Annotated in this window: 27 protein-coding genes; 16 read left to right on the top strand and 11 right to left on the bottom strand. The window is 72.2% G+C overall.

Translation table 11 applies throughout. The features are described from left to right. Positions 1-16: 16 nt before the first annotated feature. From E4V99_RS07310 to E4V99_RS07300, 3 genes are all read right to left on the bottom strand, one after another. On the bottom strand, positions 17-913 hold the full coding sequence (locus E4V99_RS07310) for a transporter substrate-binding domain-containing protein (protein WP_135116807.1): 897 nt from the start codon (positions 911-913) through the stop codon (positions 17-19). Positions 914-1,062: 149 nt separating this feature from the next. Beyond that, entirely contained in the window at positions 1,063-1,986 is a 924-nt protein-coding gene (locus tag E4V99_RS07305; RefSeq protein ID WP_209305596.1) for a serine hydrolase, read from the bottom strand. Between the two features lie 49 nt (positions 1,987-2,035). Then, positions 2,036-4,000 carry a M13-type metalloendopeptidase gene (locus E4V99_RS07300; RefSeq protein ID WP_135116805.1) on the bottom strand — a complete coding sequence of 655 codons (1,965 nt, stop codon included), beginning with the start codon at positions 3,998-4,000 and terminating at the stop codon, positions 2,036-2,038. Between the two features lie 73 nt (positions 4,001-4,073). Here E4V99_RS07300 and E4V99_RS07295 point away from each other — a divergent pair, with 73 nt between their 5' ends. Continuing rightward, positions 4,074-5,399 (top strand): MATE family efflux transporter, encoded by a 1,326-nt coding sequence (locus E4V99_RS07295; RefSeq protein ID WP_135070173.1) that lies wholly within the window; start codon positions 4,074-4,076, stop codon positions 5,397-5,399. A 6-nt stretch (positions 5,400-5,405) separates the two neighbouring features. On the opposite strand, the gene E4V99_RS07290 is transcribed toward E4V99_RS07295, so the two are convergent. Continuing rightward, complete coding sequence (locus E4V99_RS07290) at positions 5,406-7,295, bottom strand: heavy metal translocating P-type ATPase (RefSeq protein ID WP_135117239.1); 1,890 nt, start codon at positions 7,293-7,295, stop codon at positions 5,406-5,408. Between the two features lie 108 nt (positions 7,296-7,403). On the opposite strand from E4V99_RS07290, the gene E4V99_RS07285 reads away from it, so the two are divergent. After that, positions 7,404-7,910: a hypothetical protein gene (locus E4V99_RS07285; RefSeq protein ID WP_135116804.1), complete on the top strand. Its 507-nt coding sequence runs from the start codon at positions 7,404-7,406 to the stop codon at positions 7,908-7,910. On the opposite strand, the gene E4V99_RS07280 is transcribed toward E4V99_RS07285, so the two are convergent. Next, on the bottom strand, positions 7,874-8,551 hold the full coding sequence (locus tag E4V99_RS07280; RefSeq protein ID WP_135116803.1) for an RNA methyltransferase: 678 nt from the start codon (positions 8,549-8,551) through the stop codon (positions 7,874-7,876). The genes E4V99_RS07285 and E4V99_RS07280 overlap by 37 nt on opposite strands. A 66-nt stretch (positions 8,552-8,617) precedes the next feature. Here E4V99_RS07280 and E4V99_RS07275 point away from each other — a divergent pair, with 66 nt between their 5' ends. After that, positions 8,618-9,253 carry a metal-dependent transcriptional regulator gene (locus E4V99_RS07275; protein WP_135070185.1) on the top strand — a complete coding sequence of 212 codons (636 nt, stop codon included), beginning with the start codon at positions 8,618-8,620 and terminating at the stop codon, positions 9,251-9,253. Here the strand turns inward: E4V99_RS07275 and E4V99_RS07270 are convergent. Then, positions 9,207-10,193 (bottom strand): SDR family NAD(P)-dependent oxidoreductase, encoded by a 987-nt coding sequence (locus E4V99_RS07270; RefSeq protein ID WP_135116802.1) that lies wholly within the window; start codon positions 10,191-10,193, stop codon positions 9,207-9,209. The two genes, E4V99_RS07275 and E4V99_RS07270, sit on opposite strands and share 47 nt — an antisense overlap. Positions 10,194-10,271: 78 nt before the next feature. Here E4V99_RS07270 and E4V99_RS07265 point away from each other — a divergent pair, with 78 nt between their 5' ends. The 3 genes from E4V99_RS07265 to E4V99_RS07255 are packed head-to-tail and all read left to right on the top strand — an operon-like array spanning position 10,272 to position 12,024. Then, on the top strand, positions 10,272-10,589 hold the full coding sequence (locus E4V99_RS07265) for a hypothetical protein (RefSeq protein WP_135116801.1): 318 nt from the start codon (positions 10,272-10,274) through the stop codon (positions 10,587-10,589). Between the two features lie 38 nt (positions 10,590-10,627). Further along, positions 10,628-11,452 carry an HAD-IIA family hydrolase gene (locus E4V99_RS07260; protein WP_135116800.1) on the top strand — a complete coding sequence of 275 codons (825 nt, stop codon included), beginning with the start codon at positions 10,628-10,630 and terminating at the stop codon, positions 11,450-11,452. Continuing rightward, positions 11,452-12,024 carry a YdeI/OmpD-associated family protein gene (locus E4V99_RS07255; protein WP_135116799.1) on the top strand — a complete coding sequence of 191 codons (573 nt, stop codon included), beginning with the start codon at positions 11,452-11,454 and terminating at the stop codon, positions 12,022-12,024. Before E4V99_RS07260 ends, E4V99_RS07255 begins: the two co-directional genes overlap by 1 nt. Positions 12,025-12,257: 233 nt before the next feature. Here E4V99_RS07255 and pyrE read toward each other — a convergent pair whose 3' ends face one another. Further along, entirely contained in the window at positions 12,258-12,836 is a 579-nt protein-coding gene (gene pyrE / locus E4V99_RS07250) for an orotate phosphoribosyltransferase (RefSeq protein ID WP_135116798.1), read from the bottom strand. Between the two features lie 163 nt (positions 12,837-12,999). Here pyrE and E4V99_RS07245 point away from each other — a divergent pair, with 163 nt between their 5' ends. Beyond that, the gene (locus tag E4V99_RS07245) at positions 13,000-13,845 is read left to right on the top strand and encodes an exodeoxyribonuclease III (RefSeq protein ID WP_135070203.1); all 846 of its coding nucleotides are present in this window, start codon (positions 13,000-13,002) and stop codon (positions 13,843-13,845) included. Positions 13,846-13,849: 4 nt separating this feature from the next. On the opposite strand, the gene E4V99_RS07240 is transcribed toward E4V99_RS07245, so the two are convergent. Both E4V99_RS07240 and E4V99_RS07235 read right to left on the bottom strand, forming a co-directional pair. Next, on the bottom strand, positions 13,850-14,467 hold the full coding sequence (locus E4V99_RS07240) for a dihydrofolate reductase family protein (RefSeq protein WP_135070206.1): 618 nt from the start codon (positions 14,465-14,467) through the stop codon (positions 13,850-13,852). Between the two features lie 151 nt (positions 14,468-14,618). After that, positions 14,619-15,203: an NADPH-dependent FMN reductase gene (locus E4V99_RS07235; RefSeq protein ID WP_135070209.1), complete on the bottom strand. Its 585-nt coding sequence runs from the start codon at positions 15,201-15,203 to the stop codon at positions 14,619-14,621. Between the two features lie 149 nt (positions 15,204-15,352). Between E4V99_RS07235 and E4V99_RS07230 the strand changes: the two genes are divergently transcribed. The 6 genes from E4V99_RS07230 (at position 15,353) to E4V99_RS07205 (ending at position 21,179) form a co-directional block, all read left to right on the top strand. Next, positions 15,353-16,591 (top strand): histidine kinase, encoded by a 1,239-nt coding sequence (locus E4V99_RS07230; protein ID WP_135117238.1) that lies wholly within the window; start codon positions 15,353-15,355, stop codon positions 16,589-16,591. Further along, positions 16,584-17,261, top strand: coding sequence for a response regulator transcription factor (locus E4V99_RS07225; protein ID WP_135116797.1), 678 nt, complete (start codon positions 16,584-16,586; stop codon positions 17,259-17,261). Before E4V99_RS07230 ends, E4V99_RS07225 begins: the two co-directional genes overlap by 8 nt. A 66-nt stretch (positions 17,262-17,327) precedes the next feature. Next, positions 17,328-17,606, top strand: coding sequence for a hypothetical protein (locus tag E4V99_RS07220; RefSeq protein ID WP_187270443.1), 279 nt, complete (start codon positions 17,328-17,330; stop codon positions 17,604-17,606). Positions 17,607-17,730: 124 nt separating this feature from the next. Next, on the top strand, positions 17,731-18,615 hold the full coding sequence (locus E4V99_RS07215; protein ID WP_135116796.1) for an ATP-binding cassette domain-containing protein: 885 nt from the start codon (positions 17,731-17,733) through the stop codon (positions 18,613-18,615). After that, positions 18,612-19,718, top strand: a complete 1,107-nt coding sequence (locus E4V99_RS07210) for an ABC transporter permease (protein ID WP_135116795.1) — start codon at positions 18,612-18,614, stop codon at positions 19,716-19,718. Before E4V99_RS07215 ends, E4V99_RS07210 begins: the two co-directional genes overlap by 4 nt. A gap of 69 nt (positions 19,719-19,787) precedes the next feature. After that, a complete protein-coding gene (locus E4V99_RS07205) occupies positions 19,788-21,179 on the top strand; it encodes a glucose-6-phosphate dehydrogenase (protein WP_135070222.1) in 1,392 nt (463 codons plus the stop codon). Between the two features lie 9 nt (positions 21,180-21,188). On the opposite strand, the gene E4V99_RS07200 is transcribed toward E4V99_RS07205, so the two are convergent. Further along, positions 21,189-21,575: a VOC family protein gene (locus E4V99_RS07200; protein WP_135070225.1), complete on the bottom strand. Its 387-nt coding sequence runs from the start codon at positions 21,573-21,575 to the stop codon at positions 21,189-21,191. Between the two features lie 158 nt (positions 21,576-21,733). Between E4V99_RS07200 and E4V99_RS07195 the strand changes: the two genes are divergently transcribed. From E4V99_RS07195 to E4V99_RS07185, 3 genes are read left to right on the top strand one after another with little or no spacing between them, the layout of a single operon-like run. Continuing rightward, a complete protein-coding gene (locus E4V99_RS07195) occupies positions 21,734-22,876 on the top strand; it encodes a type III polyketide synthase (RefSeq protein ID WP_135116794.1) in 1,143 nt (380 codons plus the stop codon). After that, the gene (locus E4V99_RS07190) at positions 22,873-23,565 is read left to right on the top strand and encodes a methyltransferase domain-containing protein (RefSeq protein ID WP_135070231.1); all 693 of its coding nucleotides are present in this window, start codon (positions 22,873-22,875) and stop codon (positions 23,563-23,565) included. The genes E4V99_RS07195 and E4V99_RS07190 overlap by 4 nt, the downstream gene beginning before the upstream one ends. Next, entirely contained in the window at positions 23,558-24,682 is a 1,125-nt protein-coding gene (locus E4V99_RS07185; protein WP_135116793.1) for an NAD(P)/FAD-dependent oxidoreductase, read from the top strand. The genes E4V99_RS07190 and E4V99_RS07185 overlap by 8 nt, the downstream gene beginning before the upstream one ends. Before the next feature lie 36 nt (positions 24,683-24,718). Here E4V99_RS07185 and E4V99_RS07180 read toward each other — a convergent pair whose 3' ends face one another. Next, a complete protein-coding gene (locus E4V99_RS07180; protein ID WP_135116792.1) occupies positions 24,719-25,561 on the bottom strand; it encodes a UbiA family prenyltransferase in 843 nt (280 codons plus the stop codon). Positions 25,562-25,603 lie beyond the last annotated feature (42 nt).

Below are 25,603 nucleotides of genomic sequence, written 5' to 3'. Positions count from 1 at the left end.
CGCGCTCGGGCCCGGGCTACTTGCCGCTGGTGTTCGGGTTGAGGACGGGGGCGTCGATCTGGGCGTCCTCGATGTCGTAGTCGGCCATGATCTCGGCGTACCGGCCGTTGTCGAAGATGGCCTCGAACGCCGCCAGCATCGGTTCGGCGAGTCCCGAGTCCTTCGGCATGAACATCGCCAAGAGGTCCACTCCGGCACCCTGTTCGTCGGTCTGCATGACGTAGTCGTAGGTGTCCTGCTGCGTGGCGAGGAGGTCGATCGCGGACGCCTGCGTCGTGCCGACGAGGTCGGCGCGGCCGGAATTCAGCGCGAGGATCGTGGAGTTGGTGTCCTCCAGCCCGATGAACTCGGTCGGCTCGAGGCCCTCGCCGATGCACCACTCATCGAGGCGCTGCAGCTGGGTCTCCGTGACGGATCCGACGACACCGGCGACGCGCTGACCGCACACCGCTTCGCTGTCCGGGAAGTCGTCGGCACGGTCGGCCGGGAAGACGTAGCTCGTGCGCGTGGTCATCCACACGACGGCGTCGAAGTCGGCTTCGCGTTCGGGGGTCGCGCGGACGGGGCCGTTGAAGGCGTCGTAGCGCCCCGACAGCATGCCGGTGAGCATCGCGTCCAATCCCGACGACGTCACGATCTCGAACTCGACGCCCAGCTGCTCGGCGAGTGCGGCCTGCATGTCGGGGTCGATGCCGGTGAACGAGCCGTCCTCTTCGATCGTGCGGTAGGGCGGATGCGTGTCGCCGGCCATCGTGATGACGCCGGCTTCCTTGATCTCGTCGGGCAGCAGGTCGTACAGCGGCGCGTCCTCGCCCACGGGGGCGTCGACGGCGGGCTCCCCCTCCGACGCCGGATCACCGGATGAGGCGCAGCCGGCGAGGGCCAGGACGGCCACCAGCGGGACAAGAGCCATCTTTGCTCGCATGAGATTCTCCACATCGTTGTGAACTCGTGGCCCCGGGCGGGCCTCCTGTCAGAACATCATAAAACTTGATGATTGGAAACGTCAATGATTGCCGGGCGCACGTCGGCCCCAGCCGCGCCGGCCGGGCGCGCGCGGAGTCAGAACACGTACTCCATGAGGTCGAGGCCCAGGATGCGGAAGGCGTCGTGCGCGCGCAGCCGATGCGCGATGGACAGGTCGTCGAAGCACACGATCAGCGCGTACGAGACCCCGGCCCGCGGTCCGGCGAGCACGCCGGCCTCCGCACGCACGCCGTCGCCACGGCCGGTCTTGTTGACGAACAGCAACCCGTGGTCGTCGTTGTCGTGCGCGAAGGGATCCAGTCCCGTCGCCGAGGCGACCAGGCTGAGGTCGGCGTTGAGGCTCAGCCATTCCGCGACCTGCGCACTGACCCGCGCGGTGACCGCCCGCGAGTTCACGAGGGCGGCGAACAGTGCCGCGAGCTCGCGTGCCGACCCCAGCGCCACCTGCGGCGCGTCGTCGGGGCCGCGGCGGTCGCGGAACTGGTCGAGCAGCGCGGTTCGCTCCAGCCCCAGCCCTTCCAGGCGCGCGCGCACCGCGGGGAGCCCGACCCGGTGCAGCAGCGCGTTGGCCGCCAGTGCGTCACCGGTGGATGCGGCGAGCACCGCGAGATCCGCCAGCGGCAGCGCGGGCGCCTTCAGGTGCTGCCACACGCCCGACACCGACACCGGCTCCAGGGCGGCGCGGTCCACGATCTCGAGGGGATTGACGCGGCCGTCCTCGAAGGCCGCCGCCACCTCGACCAGCAGCGGGACGATCCCGAGTCCGCCGACGGGCAGCGTGTCGTTGTCGTCGCCGGCGAGCACCGTGGTGCCGCGGTCCAGATCCGCCACCCGCACGGCCACCCGAGCACCCGAGGCCGCGAGCTCGTCCAGGGCGGCGAGCACGGACGTGAACGATCGTCGTCCCGCCCCCGTCCGCCGCGGCGGGCGACGCCCGCCCGTGCGGCCCGAGGCACGCAGGGGCGCGGTGTCGCGCGACGAGTCCGGGGTGGGGGCCACGACGATGCTCCTCGGGTCTCAGGCGGTCGGTGGGGGTGACCGGATGCCGCTACCAGATCGTGACGCGCTCGCTCTCATCGAGCCACAGGGCGTCGGAGGGCTCCACGCCGAAGGCGTCATAGAACGCGTCGATGTTACGCACGATCTGGTTGCAGCGGAACTCGTTCGGCGAGTGCGGGTCGATCGTGAGCAGCCGGATCGTCTCGGCCTCACGACCCTTCTGCTGCCAGATCTGGGCCCAGCTCAGCAGGAGCCGCTGGATGCCGGTCAACCCGTCGATCTCCGGGGCGCCCGCTTCGGCGGTGTGCAGGCGATAGGCCTTGATCGCGATCCCGAGGCCCCCCAGATCGCCGATGTTCTCACCGATCGTGAGGGCGCCGTTGACGTGGTGCTCCGGCGACAGCCCCTGCGGCACGAGCGCGTTGTACTGCTCGACGAGCTTGGAGGTGCGCTGCTCGAACGCGGCACGGTCGGCCTCGGTCCACCAGTCCCGCAGCGATCCGTCGCCGTCGAAGCGGCTGCCCTGGTCGTCGAAGCCGTGGCCGATCTCGTGCCCGATGACCGCGCCGATGCCACCGTAGTTGGCGGCCGCATCCCGGTCGGCGTCGAAGAAGGGGTACTGCAGGATCGCTGCGGGGAAGACGATCTCGTTCATCAGCGGGTTGTAGTAGGCGTTGACCGTCTGCGGCGTCATGTACCACTCGTCCCGGTCGATGGGCTGGCCCACCTTCGCGAGCTGCCGGTCGTGCTCCCACACGTGTGCGCGGCGGACGTTGCCGACCAGGTCGGCCGCATCGATCTCGAGGTCGGAGTAGTCCTTCCACTTCACCGGGTAGCCGATCTTGGGCGTGAACGCGTCGAGCTTGGCGAGTGCCCGCTCGCGCGTGTCCGGGCTCATCCACTCCAGGTCGGAGATGCTCTCGCGGTAGGCGGCCACGAGGTTGGCGACGAGCTCGTCCATCGCCTCCTTGGCCGCGGGCGGGAAGTGACGCTCGACGTAGACCTTGCCGACGGCCTCCCCGAGCGCGGCCTCGACCAGGCCGACACCGCGCTTCCAGCGCTCGCGGTTGACCGGGACGCCGGTGAGCTGCGTGCCGTAGAAGGCGAAGTTCTCCGCCACGAACGGGTCGGACAGGAAGGCCGCGGCGGCGTGCACGACCTTGAACCGCAGCCACGACTTCCACTCCTCCAGTCGCTCGTCGGTGAGCAGCACGGCGAAGGATTCCAGGAAGCTCGGCTGGTAGACGACGACCTCGGCGAAGGCGTCGGGGTGTCCGGGCGCGATCGCCTCGCGCCACGGCGCCAGGTCGACGCCCGCGGCGGCGACCGTCTCATCCCACGAGCGCAGGTTGTAGGTCTTCACCGCGTCGCGACTGTCTTCACGGCTCCAGTGGTGGGTGGCGAGGTCGGTCTCCAGCGCGACCGCGCCGTCGGCAGCGGCAGCGGCATCCGCGACGCCGGCCAGCGTCAGGATGCGCTGGATGTGCGCGCGGTACGCGACGCGGGTCTCCTCGAAGTTCTCCAGCCGGTAGTAGCTCTCATCCGGCAGCGAGAGCCCGCCCTGGTAGAGCACGGGCAGGTAGCGCTGCGGGTTGCCGGGGTCGGGTTCGACGAACAGCGCGATGAGCCCGCTCACGCCGTCGCGCTCGAATTCCCCGATCGTTCGCAGGAGGCTCGGGATGCTGTCGACCGCGTCCACGCGCGCCAGCTGCTCGGCCAGGGGGGCCGCCCCCAGCTCCTCGATGCGGGCCGTGTCCATGAAGCTCGTGAAGAGGTCGCCGATCTTGCGGGTCTCGGTGCCGGGCTCGGCGTCCTGCGACTCCTCGACGATGGTCCGCACGTGCTTCTCCGCCTGCTCGGCGATGAGGTGGAACGACCCCCAGCGCGCCTTGTCGTCGGGGATCTCGGTGCGCTCGAGCCACTTCCCGTTGACGTGGCGGAAGAGGTCGTCCTGCGGGCGGATCGCGTCGCTGAGTTCGTCGAGCGCGATACCGGAGCGAGGGGTGTCGGTCATCGTTCCAGGGTAACCGCGCGCCCTGAGCGGCGGACGAGAGCCGGCGGGGGTCCCTGCGTCCTAGGCTCGACGCGTGAGCACCCGTGGCGCGTCGCTGAACCGCGACATCCTGCGTCTGGCGGTGCCGGCGTTCGGGGCGCTCGTGGCCGAGCCGCTGTTCCTGCTGGTGGATTCCGCGCTCATCGGGCACCTGGGTGTCGCACCGCTGGCGGGCCTGGGCATCGCCGGGGCCGTGCTGCAGACGATCGTCGGGCTGATGGTCTTCCTCGCATACTCCACGACGCCCGCCGTGGCGCGCCGGTTCGGTGCGGGCGACCCCACGCGCGCGGTGTCGGTGGGGATCGACGGGATGTGGCTGGCTCTCGCCCTGGGCGCGGTGCTCGCGCTGGCCGGCTCCCTCGCCACCCCGCTGCTGGTCGGCGCCTTCGGCGCGGAGGCGGAGGTGACCCGCAACGCCGAGACGTACCTGGGCATCTCGGTGTGGGGACTGCCCGCGATGCTGATCGTTTTCGCCGCCACCGGGCTCCTGCGCGGCATGCAGGACACCGTCACGCCGCTGTGGATCGCCGGCATCGGCTTCGGTGCCAACGCGGTGCTGAACGTCGTGTTCATCTACGGCCTCGGCTGGGGCATCGCGGGGTCCGCCTTCGGCACCGTCGTCGCGCAGTGGGGCATGGTCGCCGCCTATGTCGCGGTGGTGGGACGCCTGGCGCGCACGCACGCGGCATCCGTTCGTCCGCAGCGCGAGGGCGTGCGCGGCTCGGCCCGCTCGGGCGGGTGGATGTTCCTGCGCACCGTGAGCCTGCGCGCCGCCCTCCTGGCCACCGTCGCGGTCGCCACCGGTCAGGGAGCGGCCGAACTGGCCGGATGGCAGGTGGTGTTCACGATCTTCTCGGCGAGCGCGTTCGCTCTGGACGCCCTCGCCATCGCCGCCCAGGCGCTCGTGGGCAAGGGGCTCGGGGCCGGGGACGAGCGGGAGGTGCAGCGGGTGCTCCGCCGCACGACGGCGTGGGGCGTGTGGTTCGGTGTCGTCGTCGGCGCGATCGTGGCGGCGCTGTCCGGCGTCATCGGGCTCGTCTTCACCGGCGACCCCCAGGTCGCCGCCCTCGTCCAGCCCGCGCTGCTCGTCCTCGCGGTGGCACAGCCGCTGTCGGCGGTCGTCTTCGTGCTCGACGGGGTGCTCATCGGCGCCGGGGATGCACGGTATCTGGCCCTGGCCGGTGCGCTCAACCTCGTCGTGTTCATCCCGGCGCTCGCCGTCGTCGCCGCGCTGGGGGTGTCGGGGGCGGCCGGGATCGCGTGGCTGGCGGCGGCGTTCTCCGGCGCGTACATGCTCGCGCGCCTGGTGACGCTGGGATGGCGCGTGCGCGGCCGCGCGTGGATGACCGCGGGGGCGTGAGGGGTCTCAGCGCACCGCGGCGGGCACGGGTTCCGCGGCGGGCCGATCGGGCATGAGTCGGGCGGCGGGCCCGCTCAGCGCGCGCAGCGCGTAGAGGATCGTGGTGAGGTCGACCAGCTCCTGCACGAGCGCGCCGGCCACGGCGGGGATCACGCCGGTCATGGCGACGACCATGAGCCCCACGCTCAGCCCGATCCCGATCCAGATCGCCGTCAGGGCGACGGTCAGGGTGTGCCGGCCGATGGCGACGGCGTCGGCGACCGGGGCGAGGGAGTCCACCACGATGACGGCATCGGCGGCGTCACCGGCTGCCGTGGCTCCCTGTGCGCCCATCGCGATGCCGATGTCGGAGGCCGCCAGCACCGGGGCATCGTTGACGCCGTCGCCCACCATGAGGGTGGGGCGGGGCCGCAGCTGCGCCGCGAGGTGCACCTTCTCCGGCGGCAGCAGCTCGGCGTGCACGTCGGCGATCCCGACCTGGGCGGCGATCGCCTCCGCCGTCGGGCGCGCGTCGCCGGTGAGCATCACGATGCGCGCCACCCCGTGCTCCCGCAGCCACCCGATGACCCGGGCCGCCTCGGGGCGCGCGGCGTCGGCGAGGATGAGCGCGCCGGCGAACCGGCCGTCCACGGCGACGTACGCCGCCGCCTGGCCCGGTTCCACCGCCGCCGGCGACAGCCCCGGCGCCAGTGCGGCGATGTAGGCAGGTTTTCCGACGACGACGGTGCGCCCGGCGATCCGTGCCGTCACGCCGTTGGTGGCGACCTCGCTCGCCTCCTCGGCGGGAAGCAGCTCCAGCCCGCGGGCGCGGGCGGCGCGGCGGATCCCGTCGGCAAGCACGTGCGCCGAATACTGCTCGGCGGATGCGGCCAGCCGCAGCAGCTCGTCGGCGTCGAACCCCGCGGCCGGGCGCACCTCGACCAGATCGGGGCGCCCCTGCGTGAGCGTCCCGGTCTTGTCGAAGCACGCCGACCGCACGCGGGCGAGCGACTCCAGCACGACGCCGCCCTTCATGATGACGCCGGCCTTCGCCGCCCGCGACAGCCCGCCCAGGAACGCGACAGGGGCGGCGATCAGCAGCGGGCACGGAGTGGCCAGCACGAGCACCTCCGCGAATCGCGTCGGATCCCCCGACAGCGCCCACGCCGTGCCGGCGAGGACGAGGGACACGGCGGTGAAGGGCACCGCGAACCGATCCGCCAGTCGCACGACGGGAGCGCGCGAGCCCTGCGCCTCCCGCACGAGCGCCACGATCTGCTGGTACTGGCTGTCGGCGCTGCGCCGGATCGCCCGCATCCGCACGGCGCGCGTGCCGTTGACGGCGCCCGAGAGCACCTCGCCGCCCGCCGTTCGCGTCACGGGCATGCTCTCCCCCGTGAGCGAGGACTCGTCGAAGGAGGCGACGTCGCTCAGGAGCACGCCGTCCACCGGCACGACCTCGGCTGGGCGCACGAGCAGCACGTCGCCGGGAACGACGTCGTCCACTGCGACGTCCTGCAGTTCGTCGACATCGGGCGCGTGCGGGTGCACCACGACGTGCGCGACGCGTGGCGAACGGTCCAGCAGCGCGGTCAGGTCGCGCTGCGCCCGCCGACCGGCGAAGTCCTCGAGGGCCTCGCCACCGGAGAGCATGAGCACGATGATGAGCGACGCGATGTACTCCCCCACCGCGAGCGTGGCGACCATCGCGACCACCGCGAGCACGTCCAAGCCGACGTGGCCGCGGAGCACATCGCGCACCATCCCGGCCAGCGTCCACACGACGAACACCGCGACGTACGCCGTGGCGACCCACCGCCCCACGCCCGCCGCCCCCGCCGCGTGCAGGACGAGCACGGCGACCAGGACCACCACGGTGATCAGGATCGCCGGATACCGCCACCCCACCCCGCGCATCGTCATGCCCCTACCCTGCCCCTCGGATGCGCACGTCGCCAGGGCTCGGAGCCCGGGTTCACCGCCCGGGCTCACGGCGCTCCCAGGCGCGGCGCCTACCGTCGGAGCATGACGAGGCGCTCCCGGGCGATCTGGGCCCTTCTCCCCGCGGCGGCGGTGCTGACGGCGTGCGCCGGGCCGCCGGCCGCACCGGATGCCGGATCGCCCACGCCTTCGCTCACGGCGTCGCCCCCGGCATCCCCCACCGGCCTGCCCGCCGACGCGAAGGAGATCGCCGCGTGGGCGGCGATCGCCCTCCCCGAAGACCGCCCCGGCGGCGCCGGGTGGAGCGCGCAGGGGTCCGGGCGGATCGGCCCCGACGGGGCCGGCATCGACCTGGGCGACGTCACCGGCCGGACCGAGGCCGTGATCGCGTGTCAGAGCGCCGACGGGTCACCCGTGAGCGTGCAGGCCGGCGGCGAGGCCGTGGAGGTGCCGTGCACGCCGGCGGGAGGCGCGCCGGTGGCCGCGACGGCGGTGGTCGTCGACGCGCCCGCGACCGCGCTGGACGTGTCTGCGACGGCGGATGCGGTCTTCGCCTACGCGATCCGCCCGTTCACCGAGCCCGGGAGCTGAGCCCACCGCCGGCACCACTCGTACATCACCACGGCCGCGGCGGCCGAGGCGTTGAGCGACCGGGTCGACCCGTACTGGGTGATCTCGACCACACCGGATGCGGCGGCCACCGCCTCCGACGACAGCCCAGGCCCCTCCTGGCCGAACAGCAGCACGCACGCGCGCGGGAGTTCGGCGCGGTCCACGGGCACTGCCCCCTCGACGTTGTCGACCGCGAGGATCGGCAGCCCCGCGTCATCCGCCCACGCCCGGAACGCCGCGACGTCCTCGTGATGGCGCACGTGCTGGTAGCGGTCGGTGACCATCGCGCCGCGGCGGTTCCACCGCCGCCGGCCGATGATGTGCACCTCGGCGGCGAGGAAGGCGTTGGCGCTGCGCACGATCGAGCCGATGTTCAGGTCGTGCTGCCAGTTCTCGATCGCGACGTGGAACGGATGCCGCCGCGCATCCAGGTCGGCCACGATGGCGTCCATCCGCCAGTAGCGGTACTCGTCCACGACGTTGCGCCGGTCACCGTGCGCGAGGAGCTCGGGGTCGTACCGTTCGTCCTGCGGCCACGCGTCGGGTCCGCCCGGCCACGGGCCCACTCCGTACGGCAGGGCATCCTCGGCAGCGCCACCGGCGTCGGAGTCCTCGGTCACGCCTCCACGCTATCCCGCCGGACGGGGCGGATACCGGCGGACGGGCGGTGCCGGTTAGCCTGGATCGTGGCCTCTCCCGCCGTCGACGACTATCTCAAGACGATCTACCACCACACCGAGTGGCAGGATCAGCGGATCACGCCGTCGCAACTGGCGAGCGTCCTGGGGCTGGCGCCGTCGAGCGTCACCGAGATGGTCCAGAAGCTCGCCGCGCAGGGGCTGGTGACCCACCGGCCGTACGGCCCGGTGTCGCTCACGCCCGCGGGCGAGCGCCGAGCCGCGGCCGTCATCCGGCGTCATCGCCTCATCGAGACATGGCTCGTGCACGAGTTCGGCTACGGCTGGGACGAGGTGCACGACGAGGCGGAGGTGCTCGAGCACGCGCTCAGCGACCGGCTCCTGGCCGGCATCGACGCACGGCTGGGGCACCCGCGGTTCGATCCGCACGGCGACGCGATCCCGGATGCGACGGGCACGGTGCACCGCGAGCCGTTCGTCCTGCTGGCCCACGCGGCCCCAGGGCACACCGGGCGCGTGCTGCGGGTGAACGACCGCGATCCGCAGCTGCTGCGCGCGCTCCTGGACGCCGGAGTCGACGTCGGTCACACGCTCGAAGTGGGCCCGCCGGGCACCGCACGCGTGGACGGGACCCCCGTCACGCTCCCGGCCGGTGCGGCATCCGCCGTCTGGCTGACGGCGTAGCCGCACGCGCGGCCTTCTCGAACGGCCACCGCACCCCCATCGCGTCCTCGCCCGTGCGCCACAGGCGTGCGACGACCTCCGGATCGCGAGTGAGTGCCGCGGCGACGGCCTTGCGCGGCTCCCCCCGGACGAGGAAGCGCGGCCCCCACAGCTCACCGCCCCCGACCTGCGGGTCCACGAGCGCGCGGACGAGCGACGCCGCTCCGTCGTTCTTGGACTGACTGATCGGCGCCTGCAGGTTGTCGACGAACCGGGTGCTGCGCGAGGGCTCGTTGATGCCGCGGATACCGGGGGTGCGGCCGCTCGTGGAGTAGCCGGGGTGCGCCACGACGCTCGTGACCGGCACACCGGCCTCGCGCAGGCGACGGTCGGCCTCCAGGCCCAGCGCGGTGGTGGCGACCTTGGACTGCACGTACGCGCGCCAGGGCGTGTAGCCGGACACCAGCTGCGGGTCGAGGGGGTCGTACCGCCACAGCGAGGTGGCGACGCTCCCCACCCACACCATGCGTCCCTGCGCGCTCGCCAGCGGCTGCAGCAGTTCACCGGCGAGGGCGAAGTGGCCGAGGACGTTGGTGGCGAAGACGAGCTCGTTGCCGTCCACCGTCTCGCGCGTGCGCGGCGGATGTACGACCCCGGCGTTCAGGAGGAGGCCGTCCAGGCGCCCTCGGGCCCGCACGGTGGCCGCTGCGGCCCGCACCGAGCCGAGCTTGCTGGTGTCCATCAGCAGCGTCTCCATCGACGCCTGCGGAACCCGCCCGAGGAGCGTCACCTTGGCGAGGGCGAGCTTGTTCGGGTTGCGGCCGGTGGCGATGACGTGGGCCCCCGCGCGCAGAAGGTGCTCCGCGGAGAAGAAACCGAGCCCGGCCGTCGTGCCGGTGACGAGGTAGGTGCGGCCGGAGAGGTCGGGAAGGTTCCGCAGGTCCCACACCGCGCGCGTCATCCCCCTACGCTACCCCCGGCAGGCGTGCCTCCGACATGTCTTATGCCGATTCCGGCATAAGACTGGTAGGAAGGACCGGTGAGCACACCTCCCCCCGATCCGCGGCCTTCGCGCAGAGGCCGGATCATCACGTCGGTGCTGTCCGCGGTGGTCCTCGTCGGGTTCGCAATCTTCCTCGGCCAGGCGTATGTTCCGCTGCCCGGCGTCTCGGATTGCACGGTCACCGACATCATCGAGGAGGACGGGCGTCGCGGGAACCAGATCACGCTGTACGTGACGTCCTGCGGCGACTACTACTCCGATGAGGGCGACGGGATCGAGGTGGGCGAGACCTACGATTTCGCCCTCCGCGGCCTGCTCAAGCCGAACATCGCCGAGTGGACGCCCGCGTCCTGAGACAGCATCCCGTCGGATGCCGGGCATAGGGTGGGGCCATGCGCACGCGTGCGGACATCGAGTGCTGGCTGACCGACATGGACGGCGTCCTGGTCCACGAGAGCACGCCCATTCCCGGCGCCGCCGAGCTGCTGGAGCAGTGGCGCGATGACGGTACCCCGTTCCTGGTGCTCACGAACAATTCGATCTTCACCCCGCGCGACCTCAGCGCGCGGCTGCGCGCATCCGGTCTCATGGTGCCCGAGGAGGCCATCTGGACCTCGGCGCTCGCGACCGCGGACTTCCTCGCATCGCAGATGCCCGGGGGCACCGCCTTCGTGATCGGCGAAGCGGGTCTGACCACCGCGCTGCACGAAGCCGGTTTCATCATGACCGAGAGTGCACCCGACTACGTCGTCGTCGGGGAGACCCGCAACTACTCGTTCGAGGCGATCACGAAGGCGATCCGCTTCATCCGCGCCGGATCCCGCTTCATCGCGACCAACCCCGATGCCACCGGCCCGTCGGTGGAGGGCGTCCTGCCGGCCACCGGCGCCATCTCGGCGCTCATCACCAAGGCCACCGGCATGGAGCCGTATGTGGTAGGCAAGCCGAACCCGATGATGTTCCGCTCGGCGCTCAACCGCATCGGCGCGCACTCGGAGAACACCGGCATGATCGGCGACCGGATGGACACCGACGTCGTCGCGGGGATCGAGGCGGGCCTGCACACCGTGCTCGTGCTGACCGGCATCAGCGACCAGGCCGTGATCGAGCGCTACCCGTTCCGCCCCGACGAGGTGCTCGACTCCGTCGCCGACCTCGTGCGGTCGGAGCCGGTCGAGTCGGAGCTGCCGGATGCGGATCCGGCGCAGGGGCTCTGATGGGGGCGCTGGAGGACGGCGAGCGCGTCGAGGCGCGCGATGCCGACGCGTGGCGCGCGTGGCTGGCGGAGAACCACGCCACCTCCAAGGGCGCCTGGCTGATCCGCCCCCGACCCGGGTCGGGTCTGCAGCTCGTCGCCTACGAGGACGCAATCCTGCACGCGCTGTGCTTCGGGTGGATCGACGGCCCGGTGCGCACCTTCGACGAGACGCGCGGCGGGCTGTGGTTCGCGCCCCGGCGGCCCTCGAGCGGGTGGGCGGCGACCAACAAGGCGCGGGTCGCCCGGCTGGAAGCGGCCGGGCTGCTCGCCGAGGCCGGCATCCGCGCGATCGCGGTCGCTCAGGCGAACGGCTCGTGGAGCGTCCTGGACAACGCCGAGGCCCTGCGCGAGCCCGACGACCTCGCGGCGGCACTGGATGCGGCACCCGACGCGCGCGCGGCGTGGGACGCGTTCCCGCCCTCGACCCGCAAGCTCGGCATCACGAACGTCGACACGGCGCGCCGACCGGAGACGCGCGCCGCACGCATCGCGAAACTGGTGGCCGATGCCGCGGAAGGACGAAGGCCCTGATGGATGACCGCACGCTCCTCCTGCTCGTGGCGCTGGTGACGGTGTCGGGATCCCTCGTGGTCGTGATCCTGCAGTTCGTCCGCTTCCGCCGCCGCGACCGCGACTGACCCGCCCCGCCGCCCCGCCGCCCCGCCGCCCCGCCGAAAGTGCACCGACCCGGCGAGAGTGCACCGGATCCGGTACGGATTCGCCGAGGTGATGCACTCTCGGCGTGCCGGGGCGAGGCGAGCGGGCTACTGGGGCTGCAGGCCCAGGTCGTCGAGGTCGATCGCGGCGAGCCACTGCAGGCCTGCGGCCTCGACGGCGGCCTGCGCCCCGGTCTTGCGGTCGACGATCACCGCGACCGCGACCACCTCGGCGCCCTCGCGGCGCAGCGCTTCCACGGCCTTGAGCGCCGACTGACCGGTGGTCGAGGTGTCTTCGACGACGACGACCCGTTTGCCCGCGACATCCGCACCCTCGATCTGCCGGCCGCGGCCGTGGTCCTTGGGCTCCTTGCGCACGACGAAAGCATCCAGCGGCCGGTCGGCGCGGACGGACTCGTGCAGGACGGCGTTGGCGATGGGGTCGGCCCCGAGCGTCAGTCCTCCCACGGCCACGACGCCGTCGAGGTCGCGGATGAGGTCGAGCATGATGCGGCCGATCGCCGGGGCGGCGCGATGGTCGAGGGTGAGCTTTCGCATGTCGACGTAGTAGGTCGCCTTCTTGCCGCTGGAGAGCGTGAAGTCGCCGTGGAACACCGCCTCGTCCTGGATGAGGTCGATGAGGGCCTGGCGGTCGGCTTCGAGCTCGGGCGTGGAGGCGATCGTCATGCTTCCGAGTCTATTGAGCAGACGCGGCCATGCTCGGCCCTGCACAACGGCGGAGATCGTGGCGGACGCACCGGCGCATCCGGCCGCGGCACGGCGCGTCGCGCAGCATCCCCGCAGTTGGGCCGGCGCGCTGCGCGTCGGCGGCCGACCCTAGGCTGGAGGCATGCGCCTGGCCACCTGGAACGTCAACTCGATCCGCGCCCGCCTGCCCCGCATCGTCGACTTCGCCGTGCGCGAGCACATCGACGTGCTGGCGATGCAGGAGATCAAGTGCAAGACCGACCAGTTCCCGTACGAGGCGTTCGAGGAGGCCGGCTACCACGTCGCCGCGCACGGGCTGAACCAGTGGAACGGCGTCGCGATCGCCAGCCGCGAACCCCTGGAGGACGTCGAGATCGGATTCCCCGGCATGCCCGGGTTCGCCAAGGGGCACGACGGTCCGGATGCCCCGCAGGAGGCACGCGCGATCGGGGCGACCGTCGGCGGGGTCAAGGTGTGGAGCCTGTACGTGCCGAACGGCCGCGCGCTGGGCGATCCGCACTACTACTACAAGCTGGAGTGGCTGAGCGCGCTGCAGGAGTACACCTCGGAGACGCTCTCGCGCACTCCCGACCTCGCCTTCGCGCTGACGGGCGACTTCAACATCGCCCCCACCGACGCCGACAACGGCGTGCCCCAGATGGTGCAGGGCTTCTCGACCCACATCTCACCCCCGGAGCGGGAGGCTTTCGCCGCGCTCGAGGCCGCCGGCGTCGCCGACGTCGTCCGGCCGCTCATCCCGACCGGCTACACGTACTGGGACTACAAGCAGCTGCGCTTCCCCCGCAACGAAGGCCTCCGCATCGACTTCATCCTCGGATCGCACGCGTTCGCACAGGCCGTCACCGGCGCCCAGATCCACCGCAACGAGCGCAAGGGCGAAGTGCCCAGCGACCACGTGCCCGTCGTCGTGGACCTCGACCTCACGGGCCCGGAGGCGGACGAAGACCGCCCAATGATCTTCGGCTGACCCGTCAGTCGAACTGCCCGGTGGCCACCTCGGCCGACCCGGGCCCGTAGCGGAGCAGAAGCGCGCCCTGCGGTCCCGCCGCAGGCGGCTCGAGCAGGCGCAGGCCCCGCGCCGGCCCGTTCTCGGGGAACAGACGCTTGCCCGGCCCCAGGACGACCGGGTACACCCACAGGTTGAGCACGTCGAAAAGTCCCTCGGCCACGAGCGTGCGGGCGAAGTCGACGCTGCCGACCACGTGCACCTCGTCGTGGCGCTCCCGCAGCTCCGCCACCGCCGCCGGGATGTCGCGGCCGAGCAGCTGCGATCCCTGCCACGACAGATCGGGCGTGCCACGGGATGCGACGTACTTGGGGATCGCGTTGAACTTGCGGGCGATCTGCGACCCCGGCCCCTCGTACATCGGCCAGTACGCCGCGAAGATGTCGTACGTGCGGCGCCCGAGGAGCAGCGCGTCCATGCGGCCGATGCCCGCCATCACGTCCTCGCCGACGGCGTCGTCGTCGATGGGCGCCTGCCAGCCGCCGTAGGCGAATCCGCCCTCCGGATCCTCGTCGCGCGCGCCGGGCGCCTGCATGACCCCGTCGAGGGTGCTGAACAGATCGATGTGGATGGTCCCGGCCATGCTGTGCTCGCTCCTGTGCGATCGCGCCGCCGGCGCATCCGACGGTCCGCTCCGATCGTCTTCGGGCCGCCGCCCTCCTGTCAACCGCACCTGTGGCAGCACGAAGCCCGGAGGACCGACACGGGTCCTCCGGGCTTCGCGGCTCGGCGGCTCAGGCCGCGCGGGCCTCGCTGCGCTCCGCGCCCGCGGAGTAACGGGACACCAGCGCGGTGAAGGCTTCGAGGTAGCCGCGCAGGAAGCCGGCGGTGGTGTCGTCGGCGATCTCGCCACCGTCGGTCAGCAGACCCGGGTGCGACTGGATGAAGCCCTCCGGCTGGCCCAGGGTGGGCGCGTTGAGGTGGAGGAGGATCGCCTTGAGGTGCTGCTGGGCAGCGGCGGTGCCGATCGGGCTGCCCGACGTGCCGATGACGGCGACGGGCTTGTGGTCGAAGGCGCCGTCTCCGTAGGGACGGGCGGCCCAGTCCAGCGCGTTCTTGAGTACGCCGGGGATCGAGCGGCTGTACTCGGGCGTGACGATGAGCACGCCGTCCACGTCCTTGATGGCCTGCTTGAAGTCGGTGGCCACCTGCGGGAAGTCCGCGTCGAAGTCGGTGGAATAGAAGGGGAGGTCCTTGATCGGGATCTCCACGAGGGTCACGTTGTCGGGGGCGAGGGACTCCAGTGCCTGCGCCAGGCGGCGATTGATGGACGTGCTGGAGATGCTGCCGACGATGTAGCCGATCGTGTACGAGGTCACGACGATCCTTCCGTTGAGGTCTTGCGGGATTCCCCGCGTTCTATGCATGCGCAAGTAATTCTCCCGCGAGTCTATTCCCGCGCATCCGTCTCCCCCCTCAGACGGATGTCGCGCCCCGACGTCACCCCTACGGTGGAGGGGTGGCCCCGATGACCCCCGCGCAGCAGCGCACCGACGTGATCCTCGCCGTCGTCGTGTTCCTCGGCGCCCTCCTCAGCGCCGTGCTGTCGTCGATCTCCGGCCTGTACGGCGACGAGCAAGGGGAGATGGCCCTCGCCGTCGCCTACGCCTTCGCACTGGCCGTGCCCCTCGCCGTCCGGCGGCGCTGGCCGGCCACCGTCGCTGCGATCGTCTCGGTCGCCTACTTCGCCGCCGTGACCCTGCGCATCCCCGAGCTGTACGCCGGGAACATCGCGGTGTTCCTCGCCCTGTTCACTGTGGGCGCCTGGTCGGTCGACCGCCGGCGAGCGACGATCGTGCGCATCGCGATCATCGCCGGCATGTTCGTGTGGCTCGCCGTCGTCACCTTCCAGGACGTCACCTCACCGGCGACCGAGGAGGCACTCGCGGAGGCGGGGAGCCTGTCGCCGTTCGTCGCGTTCACACTGCTGACGGTGCTGATCAACGTCCTCTTCTTCGGCGGCGCGTACTACTTCGGCGATCGCGCGTACGCCCAGATGCGCGAACGCCGCGAACTCGAGGAGCGCACGCGCGAACTCGAGCGGGAACGCGAGGTCACCGCCGCGCAGGCGGTCGCCCTCGATCGTGTGCGGATCGCGCGCGAGCTGCACGATGTCGTGGCCCACCACGTCTCGCTCATGGGGGTGCAGGCCGGCGCCGCGCGCGCCGTGATGGCCCGCGACCCCGAGGAGGCGCGCCGCATCCTCGAGGCCGTCGAGGCGTCGGCTCGCGAGTCGCTCGGAGAGCTGCGTCAGCTGCTGGCCACCCTCCGCACGCCTGGGGCCGATCCCGAGCCCGAGACCGGGCCCACGACCCGCGGGCTCACGGGGCTGGCGGCGCTCGTGGAGGAGTCCACCGCGGCGGGGCTGCCCGCCACGCTCACGGTGGTCGGCCAGCCGGCGGAGGTGCCCGATCTCGTGCAGCTGAATCTGTACCGCATCGCACAGGAGGCCCTCACGAACGCGCGGCGTCATGCCGGCCCGGATGCCACGGCCGACGTGCGCCTGCGCTACGGCGCCGGGTCGGTCGAACTGGAGATCGTCAACACCGGTCGCGCCCGCCCTGCGCAAACGGGTCTCGGACAGGTCGGTATGCGCGAGCGCGCGGCCGCATCGGGGGGCACGATCGAGATGGGTCCGCGCGCGCGTGGCGGGTATCTGGTGCGTGTGAACGTGCCGCTGACCGGACGGGTGGCGGCGGATGTCTGAGATCCGGGTACTGCTGGTCGATGACCACGCCATGATGCGGGCGGGCTTCCGCACGATCCTCTCGCTCGAGGACGACATCGTCGTGGTCGGCGAGGCCGCCACCGGCGCGGAAGCGGTGGCCGCCGCATCCGCGCTCTCCCCCGACGTGATCTGCATGGACGTGCAGATGCCGGACATGGACGGCCTCGAGGCCACGCGCGCGATCGTGGCCGACCCGGCGGTGGCGGCGGCGGTGCTCATCGTCACGACCTTCGACCGCGACGAGTACCTGTTCGCCGCGCTGGATGCGGGAGCCAGCGGCTTCCTGCTCAAGAACGCCGGCCCCGAGCAGCTGGTCTCCGCCGTGCGCGTGGTGGCCGGCGGCGACGCGCTGCTCGCGCCGGAGGTGACCCGGCGCGTGATCGCGCGGTTCTCCCAGCCCGCCGAGGCCGCTGCTGAGGCCGCCCCGGAAGCCGCGCGACCGCCGGTGGCCCTGACCGAACCCCTCACCGAACGCGAAGCGGAAGTGCTCCGCCTCATGGCCGACGCACTGAGCAACGCCGAGATCGCCGAGCGTCTGTTCATCGGGGAGGCGACGGTCAAGACGCACGTGTCCAACGTGCTGCAGAAGCTCGGCGCACGCGACCGCGTGCAGGCCGTGGTCATCGCGCACCGGTCGCGCCTGGTGTGAGCGTCGGCGCCGCACCCCGTTGTCAAGGCCCGCGACGCGACGCGGCGCGCGCCTAGCCTCGATCGCATGAACACCCATGACGAGAGCACCAAGCCGGATGCGACCGACGCGCGAGCGGTGACCGGGGAGGCCCTCCCCGAGAGCGACGCCGTCCGCAAGGACATGTCCTACAGCCCGGCCAGCGATACCGACACGCAGCGCAAGCAGGACGACCCCCTCCCCGACACCATCGACGACGACATCGATCCCGACGATGTCCGGGCGGTCCCCGGGACCGGCGGGCCGGACGACGTCGGCGACGTGGACGTGGACCCGGAGGATCTGAACATGCCCGGACGCTCCTGATCCCGTGCCCGCTCTCCCCCTCACGGGGGAGGACGAGAACCCGCCCGGCGGCGGATGCGGCCGGGCGGGGCCCTCCGTACCGTGAATGGTGAGGTGCCCGACGGGTGCCGGAGGAGGAGGACACGTGCTCCAGTTGGAGAACATCACCAAGAGCTACGGCGGGCGCCGCGTGCTCGATGACGTGAGCTTCGAGATCGTCCCAGGGCGCCTGACCGGCTTCGTCGGCGGCAACGGCGCCGGCAAGACCACCACGATGCGGATCGCCCTCGGGGTGCTCGCGAAAGACGCCGGCACGGTCCTGCTGGAGGGGCGTGAGGTCACGACGGCCGACCGCCGCCGCTTCGGGTACATGCCCGAGGAGCGGGGCCTGTACCCGAAGATGAAAGTCGGCGAGCACATCGCCTACCTCGCGCGTCTGCACGGCTTCAGCAAGTCCGACGCGACGGCAAAGGCCGAGGCACTGCTGGACCGGCTCGGGCTCTCCGAGCGGCTGAACGACCTCGTTGAGACACTGTCGCTGGGAAACCAGCAGCGCGCCCAGATCGCCGCGGCGCTCGTGCACGACCCGGAAGTGCTCATCCTGGACGAGCCGTTCTCGGGCTTGGATCCACTGGCCGTCGACGTCGTCGCCGCCGTCTTGCAGGAGCGCGCCGCCGCCGGTGCGGCCGTGCTCTTCTCCTCGCACCAGCTCGACGTCGTCGAGCGGCTGTGCGACGACCTCGTGATCATCGCCGGTGGCCGCATCCGTGCCGCGGGCTCCCGCGACGCGCTCCGCGCCGAGCACTCGGGGCACCGCTTCGAACTGGTGTCGGCGGGAGACGCGGGCTGGGTGCGCGAGCAGCCCGGCATCACGGTGCTCGACTTCGCCGGCGGCTACGCCCTGTTCGAAGCCGACGACGACGGGGCCGCACAGCGCGTGCTCCGCCACGCCGTCGAGCGCGGCGACGTCGCCAGCTTCGCCCCGCAGCGCCCCACCCTCGCCGAGATCTTCAAGGAGGTCATCCGATGAGCACCACACCCTCATCCCCCAGCGAATGGCAGAGCGCGTGGCTCGTGGCCGAGCGTGAGATCGGCTCGAAGCTGCGCAGCAAGGCCTTCGTCATCTCTTCCGCGATCCTGCTGATCGCCGCTCTCGCCTCCGTGCTGTGGGGCGGTTTCGCCGCCGCCAACAGCGCCGACGAGGGCATCCCTGTGGCCGTCACGAGCCAGACCGAGCGTGACCTCGAGGGTCTGGAAGGGCTCGACGTCACCGTCGCGGACGACGCGGATGCCGCGACCGAGCTCGTCGCGGACGGCACCGTGGACGCGGCCCTCCTGCCCGACGACTCCGGCACCGGGTTCGACTTCAAGATCGTCGCCGACGACGGCGTGCCCAGTGGGCTCATGGCGATGCTCAGCCAATCGCCGACGGTCGAGCTGCTCGACCCGAGCGGCGGCATGGACGGCATCCTGCGCTACTTCGTCGCGCTCGGCTTCGGCATCGTCTTCCTCATGGCGGCGTCCATCTTCGGCTCCACGATCGCGACGAGCGTCGTGGAGGAGAAGCAGACGCGGGTCGTGGAGATCCTCATCTCCGCCATCCCCGTGCGCTCGCTCCTGGCCGGCAAGGTCATCGGCAACACGATCCTGGCGATGGCCCAGATCATCGCGCTCGCAGCGATCGCCGTGGTCGGCTTGTCGATCACGGGGCAGACCGAGGTGCTCGCCGGGCTGGGCGCGCCGCTGCTGTGGTTCGCGGTGTTCTTCTTCTTCGGATTCGTCCTGCTGGCGGCGCTGTTCGCCGCGGCCGGCGCGATGGTGTCGCGCCAGGAGGACATCGGCGCCACCACGACGCCGCTGACGATGCTGATCATGGCGCCGTACTTCCTGGTGATCTTCTTCAACGACAACCCGCTGGTGCTGGGCATCATGTCGTACGTGCCGTTCTCGGCGCCGGTCGGGATGCCGCTGCGGCAGTACCTCGGAACCGCCGAGTGGTGGGAGCCGATCGTGTCTCTGGTGATCCTCGCGGCCACGTGCGTGGCGGCCATCTGGGTCGGGGCCCGGATCTACCAGAACTCGCTGCTGCGGATGGGTGCGCGCGTGAAGCTCGCCGAGGCGCTGCGCGGCTGACGCGAACGCATCGGGAGGGGAGGCGCAAGGGGTCGGTGCGCCTCCCCTCCGCCTCGCTATGGTGTGCCCATGGCGGCGGAGACCACGACCCTTCTCATCCTCGGAGCATCCGGCGATCTCACCTCCCGCCTGCTGCTCCCGGCCCTCGGGCAGCTCCTCGCGCGCGAACCGGGCCGCCGCATCCACCTGCGCGGTGCCGGCATCGACGAGCTGGACGACGAGGCGTGGCGCGAGATCGTCCGCGCCTCCTTCGCCACCACCGACTCCGCCGGCGCTTTCGACGCCGTTGCCGACACCACCTACACCCGCGCCGACATCACCTCCCCCGACGACCTGACCGCTCTGCTGGCCGGTAACGAGGGCCGCGTGGCCCTGTACTTCGCCGTCCCGCCGGCCGTCGCCGAACGCGCATGCGAGGCCCTCACGGGCGTGGACGTGCCGGAGGGGCTCATCCTGGCGCTGGAGAAGCCGTTCGGCAGCGACGAAGCGAGCGCGCGGCGGCTGAACGAGACGCTGCGGCGGATCGTCCCTGAGTCGCAGGTGTTCCGCATCGACCACTTCCTGGGGCGGTCCACGACGCTCAACCTCGTCGGGATCCGACTGGCCAACCGCCTCATCGAGCCGGTGTGGTCGGCCGAGCACATCGAGTCCGTCCTCATCCGCTACGACGAGACGCTCGGACTCGAAGGCCGGGCAGGCTACTACGACCGGGCCGGCGCTCTCGTGGACATGATCCAGAGTCACCTGCTGCAGGTGCTCGCGATCCTCGCGATGGAACCGCCCGCGACCTTGGATGAGAGGGACTTCCGGGATGCCACGGCGGCGGTGCTGCGCGCCACGCACGTGTGGAACGACGATCCGACGGCCTCCTCGCGCCGCGCCCGCTATACGGCGGGGTCGATCGGCGACCGCGAGCTCCCTGCATACGTGGACGAGCCCGGGGTGGATGCGGCCAACCAGACCGAGACGCTCGCCGAGATGGTCTGCGAGGTGCGGACGGAGCGCTGGCGCGGCGTGCCCATCACGCTGCGCTCGGGGAAGGCCCTGGACGACGCCGATCGCGAGGTCATCGTCCGCTTCCGCCCGGTGCGGCATCTACCGGACGGTCTGACCGGCAGCACCGAACCGTCGGTGCTGCGCTTCTCGCTCGGGCCCGACCGCGTGGCGCTGGAGCTGAACCTCAACGGCGGCGACGATCCCTTCGAGCTGGAGCGCGCGTCGCTGCGCGCGGAGCTCGGCGCGGGAGCGCTGAAGGCCTACGCCGAGGTGCTGTCGGGGATCCTCGACGGTGACGCCACGCTGGCTGTCCGCGGGGATGTCGCCGAGGAGTGCTGGCGGATCGTGCAGCCGGTGCGGGACGCGTGGCGCGCGGACGAGGTGCCGCTGGACGAGTACCGGGCCGGCAGCGAGCGCCCCGACTCGTGGCCGCGGCATCCGGACGGCGCGCTCGGCCGCTCGTAGCCGAGGGCCCTACTGCTCCTCGGCCTGCAGCACCGACAGGACGTTGCCCGCCGGGTCGCGGAACCACGCGATCAGCGGCCCGCCCTCGCGCATGATGCCGCGGGAGTCGGTGGGGAACTCGGCGTCGTCGTAGATCTTCGTGACGACGCCCCGCGAGTTGAGATCGTCGACGGCCGACTCGATGTCTGCGACCGGGAAGTTCAGGATCGTGAAGGTCGCCGGCTGGTGGTTGGGCTTGGCGTACACCAGCACGTGGCCGCCGGATTCGAGGAGGAGTTCGAGGAATCCCATCTCGTCCTCGACGACCTCGAGCCCGAGCGTGTCGCGGTAGAACGCGCGCGCCGCGTCGATGTCATCCACCGAGAAGCCGCTGTATGCGGACGTCGCGTCGAACATGCTGCCTCCTTCGCGGCGCGGACGGCCGCCCGCTCCGATCGTCCGCCTCCGCTGACCCGCTGTCCAGAGGTCGCCGGCCGCGCTCCCGCTGATTAGCACGGCATACCCCGCCTCACCAGCCCCGGCCCCCTCACGGCTGGAGGTGCCTAGAGTGAACCATGACCGCCAGCATCCTCGGCTTCGGAACCGCTCTGCCTCCGACGCGTCTCGCTCAGGACGAGGTGCGCGAGATCATGGCCGCACAGCCCGACATCGACCGGCGTGCCCGGCGGATCATCACCGCCGCGTTCGCCGCATCCGCCATCGAGACGCGCCACACGGTACTGGCCGAGCTCGGCGGCGAGGCGTCCGGGCTGCACGTGCAGTCAGAGGGCCGCCTGCTCTCCCCCACCACGCGCGCCCGCAACGACGAATTCCGCCGCGCCGCGCCGCCGCTGCTGGCCGCCGCCGGGCGCGCGGCGCTCGCCTCCGCCGACGTCGACCCGGCCGAGGTGACGCACGTCATCACCGTGTCGTGCACCGGACTGTTCGCCCCCGGTCCCGACGCGCTGCTCGTCCGCGACCTCGGCCTGAACCCGTCCGTCGAACGCGACCACCTCGGCTTCATCGGGTGCGCGGCCGCCATGCCGGCACTGCGGATGGCCGCGCGCATCGTCGCCGCCACTCCGGATGCGGTCGTCCTCATCGCCGCCGTCGAACTGTGCTCGCTGCACATCCGCAGCTCCGACGACCCCGAGCAGATCGTGGCCGCCTCCGTCTTCGCCGACGGCGCCGCAGCCGCCGTCGTCTCCGGCGACCCGGCGCGCGGCCGGAGCCGGCGCCTCGAGCTGGGCGCATTCGCGACGCGCCTGAGCGATGAGGGCGAGCGGGACATGATGTGGATCGTCGGCGACGCCGGATTCGAGATGACCCTCACCGCGGAGGTCCCCCGCATCATCGGACGCCAGGTCCGCGGCATCGTCGACGACGTCTTCGGGGGGCCGGATGCGGTGGACGCATGGGCCGTGCACCCCGGCGGCCGCAGCATCCTCGACCGCGTCGAGAGCGGGCTCAGCCTCGCCCCCGACGCCCTGGCAGCCTCGCGTCAGGTGCTGCGCGACTACGGCAACATGTCCAGTGCGACGCTGCTGTTCATCCTGCGGGCGATCCTCGAGGACGACACCCGGCCCGACGGCCAGCGCATCGGGGCGATGGCGTTCGGCCCCGGCCTCACGGTGGAATCGGCCCGCATGACGGTGCGGGATGCGGCGGCCGCGCAGCATCCCGCGGAAGCTCGGCAGCCCGCCCTCGCGGCGCGATGAACCTGCGTGAACGCGACGCCGCGCTGACGGAGCTGATGGACGATCCGGCGTGCGACCCGGAGCTGCTGGCGGCGACCTACCGGCGGTTCGGCGTGGTGAACCGCCTCGTCTCCGGGTGGGGGACGGTGTGGCGGAGCACCCTGCGGCCGTATCTCAGCGGGCTGGGCCGGCCCGCGCGCGTGCTGGATCTCGGATCGGGCGGCGGCGACCTCGCCGAGCGGCTGGTCGCCCTCGCGCGGCGCGACGCACTGGCGGTCTCCGTCACCGGCGCCGACCCCGATCCGCGCGCCCACGCCGCGGCGATCACACGTGAAGGGTCGGGCGTGCAGTTCGTGTGCACCGACTCGCGCGCGCTCGTGGAGGCCGGCGAGCGGTACGACGTCGTGGTGTCCAATCATGTGCTGCATCACCTCGACTCGGAGTCGTTCGCGACCTTCACGGACGATTCGCGCGCGCTGTCGCGCGGCGTCGTGCTGCACAGCGACATCGCCCGCAGCCCCGTGGCCTACGGCCTGTACGCCGTCGGGATCACGCCGCTCGCGCCCGGCACGCTGCTGCGCACCGACGGGCTGCGCTCCATCCGCCGCAGCTACCGCCCGGAAGAACTGGAGCGAGAACTCGGAGACGGATGGCGCGTCTCGCCGGCGGCTCCCTTCCGCGTGCTCGCGGAGGCGCGCGGCCATGCCTGACGTCATCGTGGTCGGCGCCGGCCCCGTGGGCACGCTGCTCTCGGCCGAACTCGCCCGGCGCGGCGTCGACGTCGCCGTCGTGGAGCGACGGACGGACCCCTCCGAAGGGTCGCGCGCGATCGGCGTGCACGCGCCGGTGCTGGCCGCACTGGAGGGGTCCGGCGCCACCGAGCGCCTGCTCGCGGAGGCGCAGCGGGTCACGAGCGGTCAGGCCCGCTCGGGCGGCCGCGTGCTGGGCGTCGTGCGTTTCGACCGGCTCTCGCGGCGCTTCCCGTTCGTCGCGACCCTGCCGCAGCCCGCGACGCACCGGGCACTGGCAGCGGATGCTCCGGCCCCGATCGTCGGCGAGGTCACGGCGCTGCGCGGCGGGACGCATCCGGCCGTGGTGTTCCGCGCCGACGGCGTCGAGCGAGAGCTCTCCGCACGGGTGGTCGTGCTGGCCGCCGGGCCGCGCTCCCGGTCGCTGCTGTACCGGCCCGAGGCGGTGCGCGTCCAGCCCTACCCCGACCGGTACGTCATGGCCGATGTCGGCACGGGCGGGCCGGAGTACGCCGTCGTGCACCTGGACCGCGAGGGTGTGCTGGAGTCGTTCCCGCTGCCGGGCGGGCAGCGCCGGTACGTCACCCCCGCGCCATCCGGTCTGGACGATCCCACGGCACGCGCGGCCGTCCTGCGGGCGGCGCTGCACGCGCGGGGCGAGCACGCGGCGGCGGAGGAGATCGCCGCCGCCGACGGTTTCGCCATCCGCCGCACCGTCGCCCCGCGCATGCGCCGCGGCGCGCTCCTGGCCATCGGCGACGCCGCGCACGAGGTGAGCCCCATGGGCGGACAGGGCATGAACCTCGGACTCCTGGATGCGGTGACCCTGGCTCCGCTCGTCGCGCGCTGGGTGCGCTCGGGCGAGGCGCCCGATGCCGACCTGGCGCGGTGGGAGCGGCGGCGGCGGGCGTCCGCGCGCGTGTCGGGGGTCATCGCCACCATGAACACGTTCCTCGGCCGCCCGGCGTCCGCGCGCATGGACGCCGCGCGACGCACAGCGATGCGCGCGGCGCTGGCGACGCCGGCGGGGACGCTGCTCGCCCACGCCTACGCGATGGGCTTCGACCGCGACGCGTAGCTCTCCGTCGAGGCCCCTGCGTGGGCGGAACGGTGGCTATGCCGTGAGCGCGCCGCCGGTGGCGACGAGCTGCGCGGCCAGCAGGAGGGCGGCGAGCATCACGAGACGGAACACCGTGCGGTCGGGCGGACGCACGAGCACCCGGACGCCGGTCGCGGCGGCCGTCGCGGCGGCCGCCGCGAAGAAGATCCAGCCGACGACGGGCACGTCCCCCAGCTCCCCGGCGGAGGAGCCCACGAGAACGGAAAGCGCCCCGACGACGACGCCCGCCGCCGCGACGACGGCGCTGACGCGCGCACCCAGGCGGTGCGGCAGGCCGCGGATGCCGGTGGCCCGGTCATCGTCCAGGTCGGGGAGCACGTTGGTCAGGTGCACGGCGGCGCCCAGTGCCGCCCCCGCGATGCCCGCCCACGCCGGCGCGGGAGTGCCGCCGGGCAGCGACAGCGTCGCGAAGGACGGGAAGAGCCCGAAGCTCAGCACGAACGGGACGATCGAGAAGGCGGTGGCCTTGAGTCCGGCGTTGTACGCCCACGCCGCGGCCAGCGCGACCGCGTGGGCGGCCAGCATCCCCGCCCCCAGCGGTGCGGACAGGACGAGGGCGACGACGACCGCGCCCACCGCGACGCCGAGCGCGCCGCCGGCGGAGACGACGCCGGCGGCGATGGGCTTGTCGCGACGCCCGACCGCCTCATCGCGTGCGGCATCGATGGCGTCGTTGGACAGCCCGACCGAGACCTGCCCGCTGAAGACGGCGACCACCAGCAGCACGAGACGCCACGGCTCCAGCCCGGCAGCCAGGCCGAGCGCGAGCGACAGTGCCGTGACGACGAGGGTTGGGCCGGGATGCGTGGAACCCCACAGGGCCCGAATCACCCGCATCCGCCGCATCCCCCGACGCTACCGTGCGCACGAGACACCACA

The organism is Microbacterium sp. dk485 (genome assembly GCF_004570445.1).
GTDB lineage: Bacteria > Actinomycetota > Actinomycetes > Actinomycetales > Microbacteriaceae > Microbacterium > Microbacterium wangchenii.
This window is presented reverse-complemented; position numbering and strand designations above follow the sequence as displayed.

What these genes read in the sequence shown, in the direction of transcription:
- E4V99_RS07245 (WP_135070203.1), top strand. Translation starts at nt 13,000, where the DNA reads ATGCGCCTGGCCACCTGGAACGTCAACTCGATCCGCGCCCGCCTGCCC.
- E4V99_RS07195 (WP_135116794.1), top strand. Translation starts at nt 21,734, where the DNA reads ATGACCGCCAGCATCCTCGGCTTCGGAACCGCTCTGCCTCCGACGCGT.
- E4V99_RS07205 (WP_135070222.1), top strand. Translation starts at nt 19,788, where the DNA reads ATGGCGGCGGAGACCACGACCCTTCTCATCCTCGGAGCATCCGGCGAT.
- E4V99_RS07255 (WP_135116799.1), top strand. Translation starts at nt 11,452, where the DNA reads ATGGGGGCGCTGGAGGACGGCGAGCGCGTCGAGGCGCGCGATGCCGAC.
- pyrE (WP_135116798.1), bottom strand. Translation starts at nt 12,836, where the DNA reads ATGACGATCGCCTCCACGCCCGAGCTCGAAGCCGACCGCCAGGCCCTC.
- E4V99_RS07260 (WP_135116800.1), top strand. Translation starts at nt 10,628, where the DNA reads ATGCGCACGCGTGCGGACATCGAGTGCTGGCTGACCGACATGGACGGC.
- E4V99_RS07225 (WP_135116797.1), top strand. Translation starts at nt 16,584, where the DNA reads ATGTCTGAGATCCGGGTACTGCTGGTCGATGACCACGCCATGATGCGG.
- E4V99_RS07290 (WP_135117239.1), bottom strand. Translation starts at nt 7,295, where the DNA reads ATGCGCGGGGTGGGGTGGCGGTATCCGGCGATCCTGATCACCGTGGTG.
- E4V99_RS07190 (WP_135070231.1), top strand. Translation starts at nt 22,873, where the DNA reads ATGAACCTGCGTGAACGCGACGCCGCGCTGACGGAGCTGATGGACGAT.
- E4V99_RS07230 (WP_135117238.1), top strand. Translation starts at nt 15,353, where the DNA reads ATGACCCCCGCGCAGCAGCGCACCGACGTGATCCTCGCCGTCGTCGTG.
- E4V99_RS07210 (WP_135116795.1), top strand. Translation starts at nt 18,612, where the DNA reads ATGAGCACCACACCCTCATCCCCCAGCGAATGGCAGAGCGCGTGGCTC.
- E4V99_RS07270 (WP_135116802.1), bottom strand. Translation starts at nt 10,193, where the DNA reads ATGACGCGCGCGGTGTGGGACCTGCGGAACCTTCCCGACCTCTCCGGC.
- E4V99_RS07220 (WP_187270443.1), top strand. Translation starts at nt 17,328, where the DNA reads ATGAACACCCATGACGAGAGCACCAAGCCGGATGCGACCGACGCGCGA.
- E4V99_RS07285 (WP_135116804.1), top strand. Translation starts at nt 7,404, where the DNA reads ATGACGAGGCGCTCCCGGGCGATCTGGGCCCTTCTCCCCGCGGCGGCG.
- E4V99_RS07200 (WP_135070225.1), bottom strand. Translation starts at nt 21,575, where the DNA reads ATGTTCGACGCGACGTCCGCATACAGCGGCTTCTCGGTGGATGACATC.
- E4V99_RS07300 (WP_135116805.1), bottom strand. Translation starts at nt 4,000, where the DNA reads ATGACCGACACCCCTCGCTCCGGTATCGCGCTCGACGAACTCAGCGAC.
- E4V99_RS07310 (WP_135116807.1), bottom strand. Translation starts at nt 913, where the DNA reads ATGGCTCTTGTCCCGCTGGTGGCCGTCCTGGCCCTCGCCGGCTGCGCC.
- E4V99_RS07240 (WP_135070206.1), bottom strand. Translation starts at nt 14,467, where the DNA reads ATGGCCGGGACCATCCACATCGATCTGTTCAGCACCCTCGACGGGGTC.
- E4V99_RS07185 (WP_135116793.1), top strand. Translation starts at nt 23,558, where the DNA reads ATGCCTGACGTCATCGTGGTCGGCGCCGGCCCCGTGGGCACGCTGCTC.
- E4V99_RS07180 (WP_135116792.1), bottom strand. Translation starts at nt 25,561, where the DNA reads ATGCGGGTGATTCGGGCCCTGTGGGGTTCCACGCATCCCGGCCCAACC.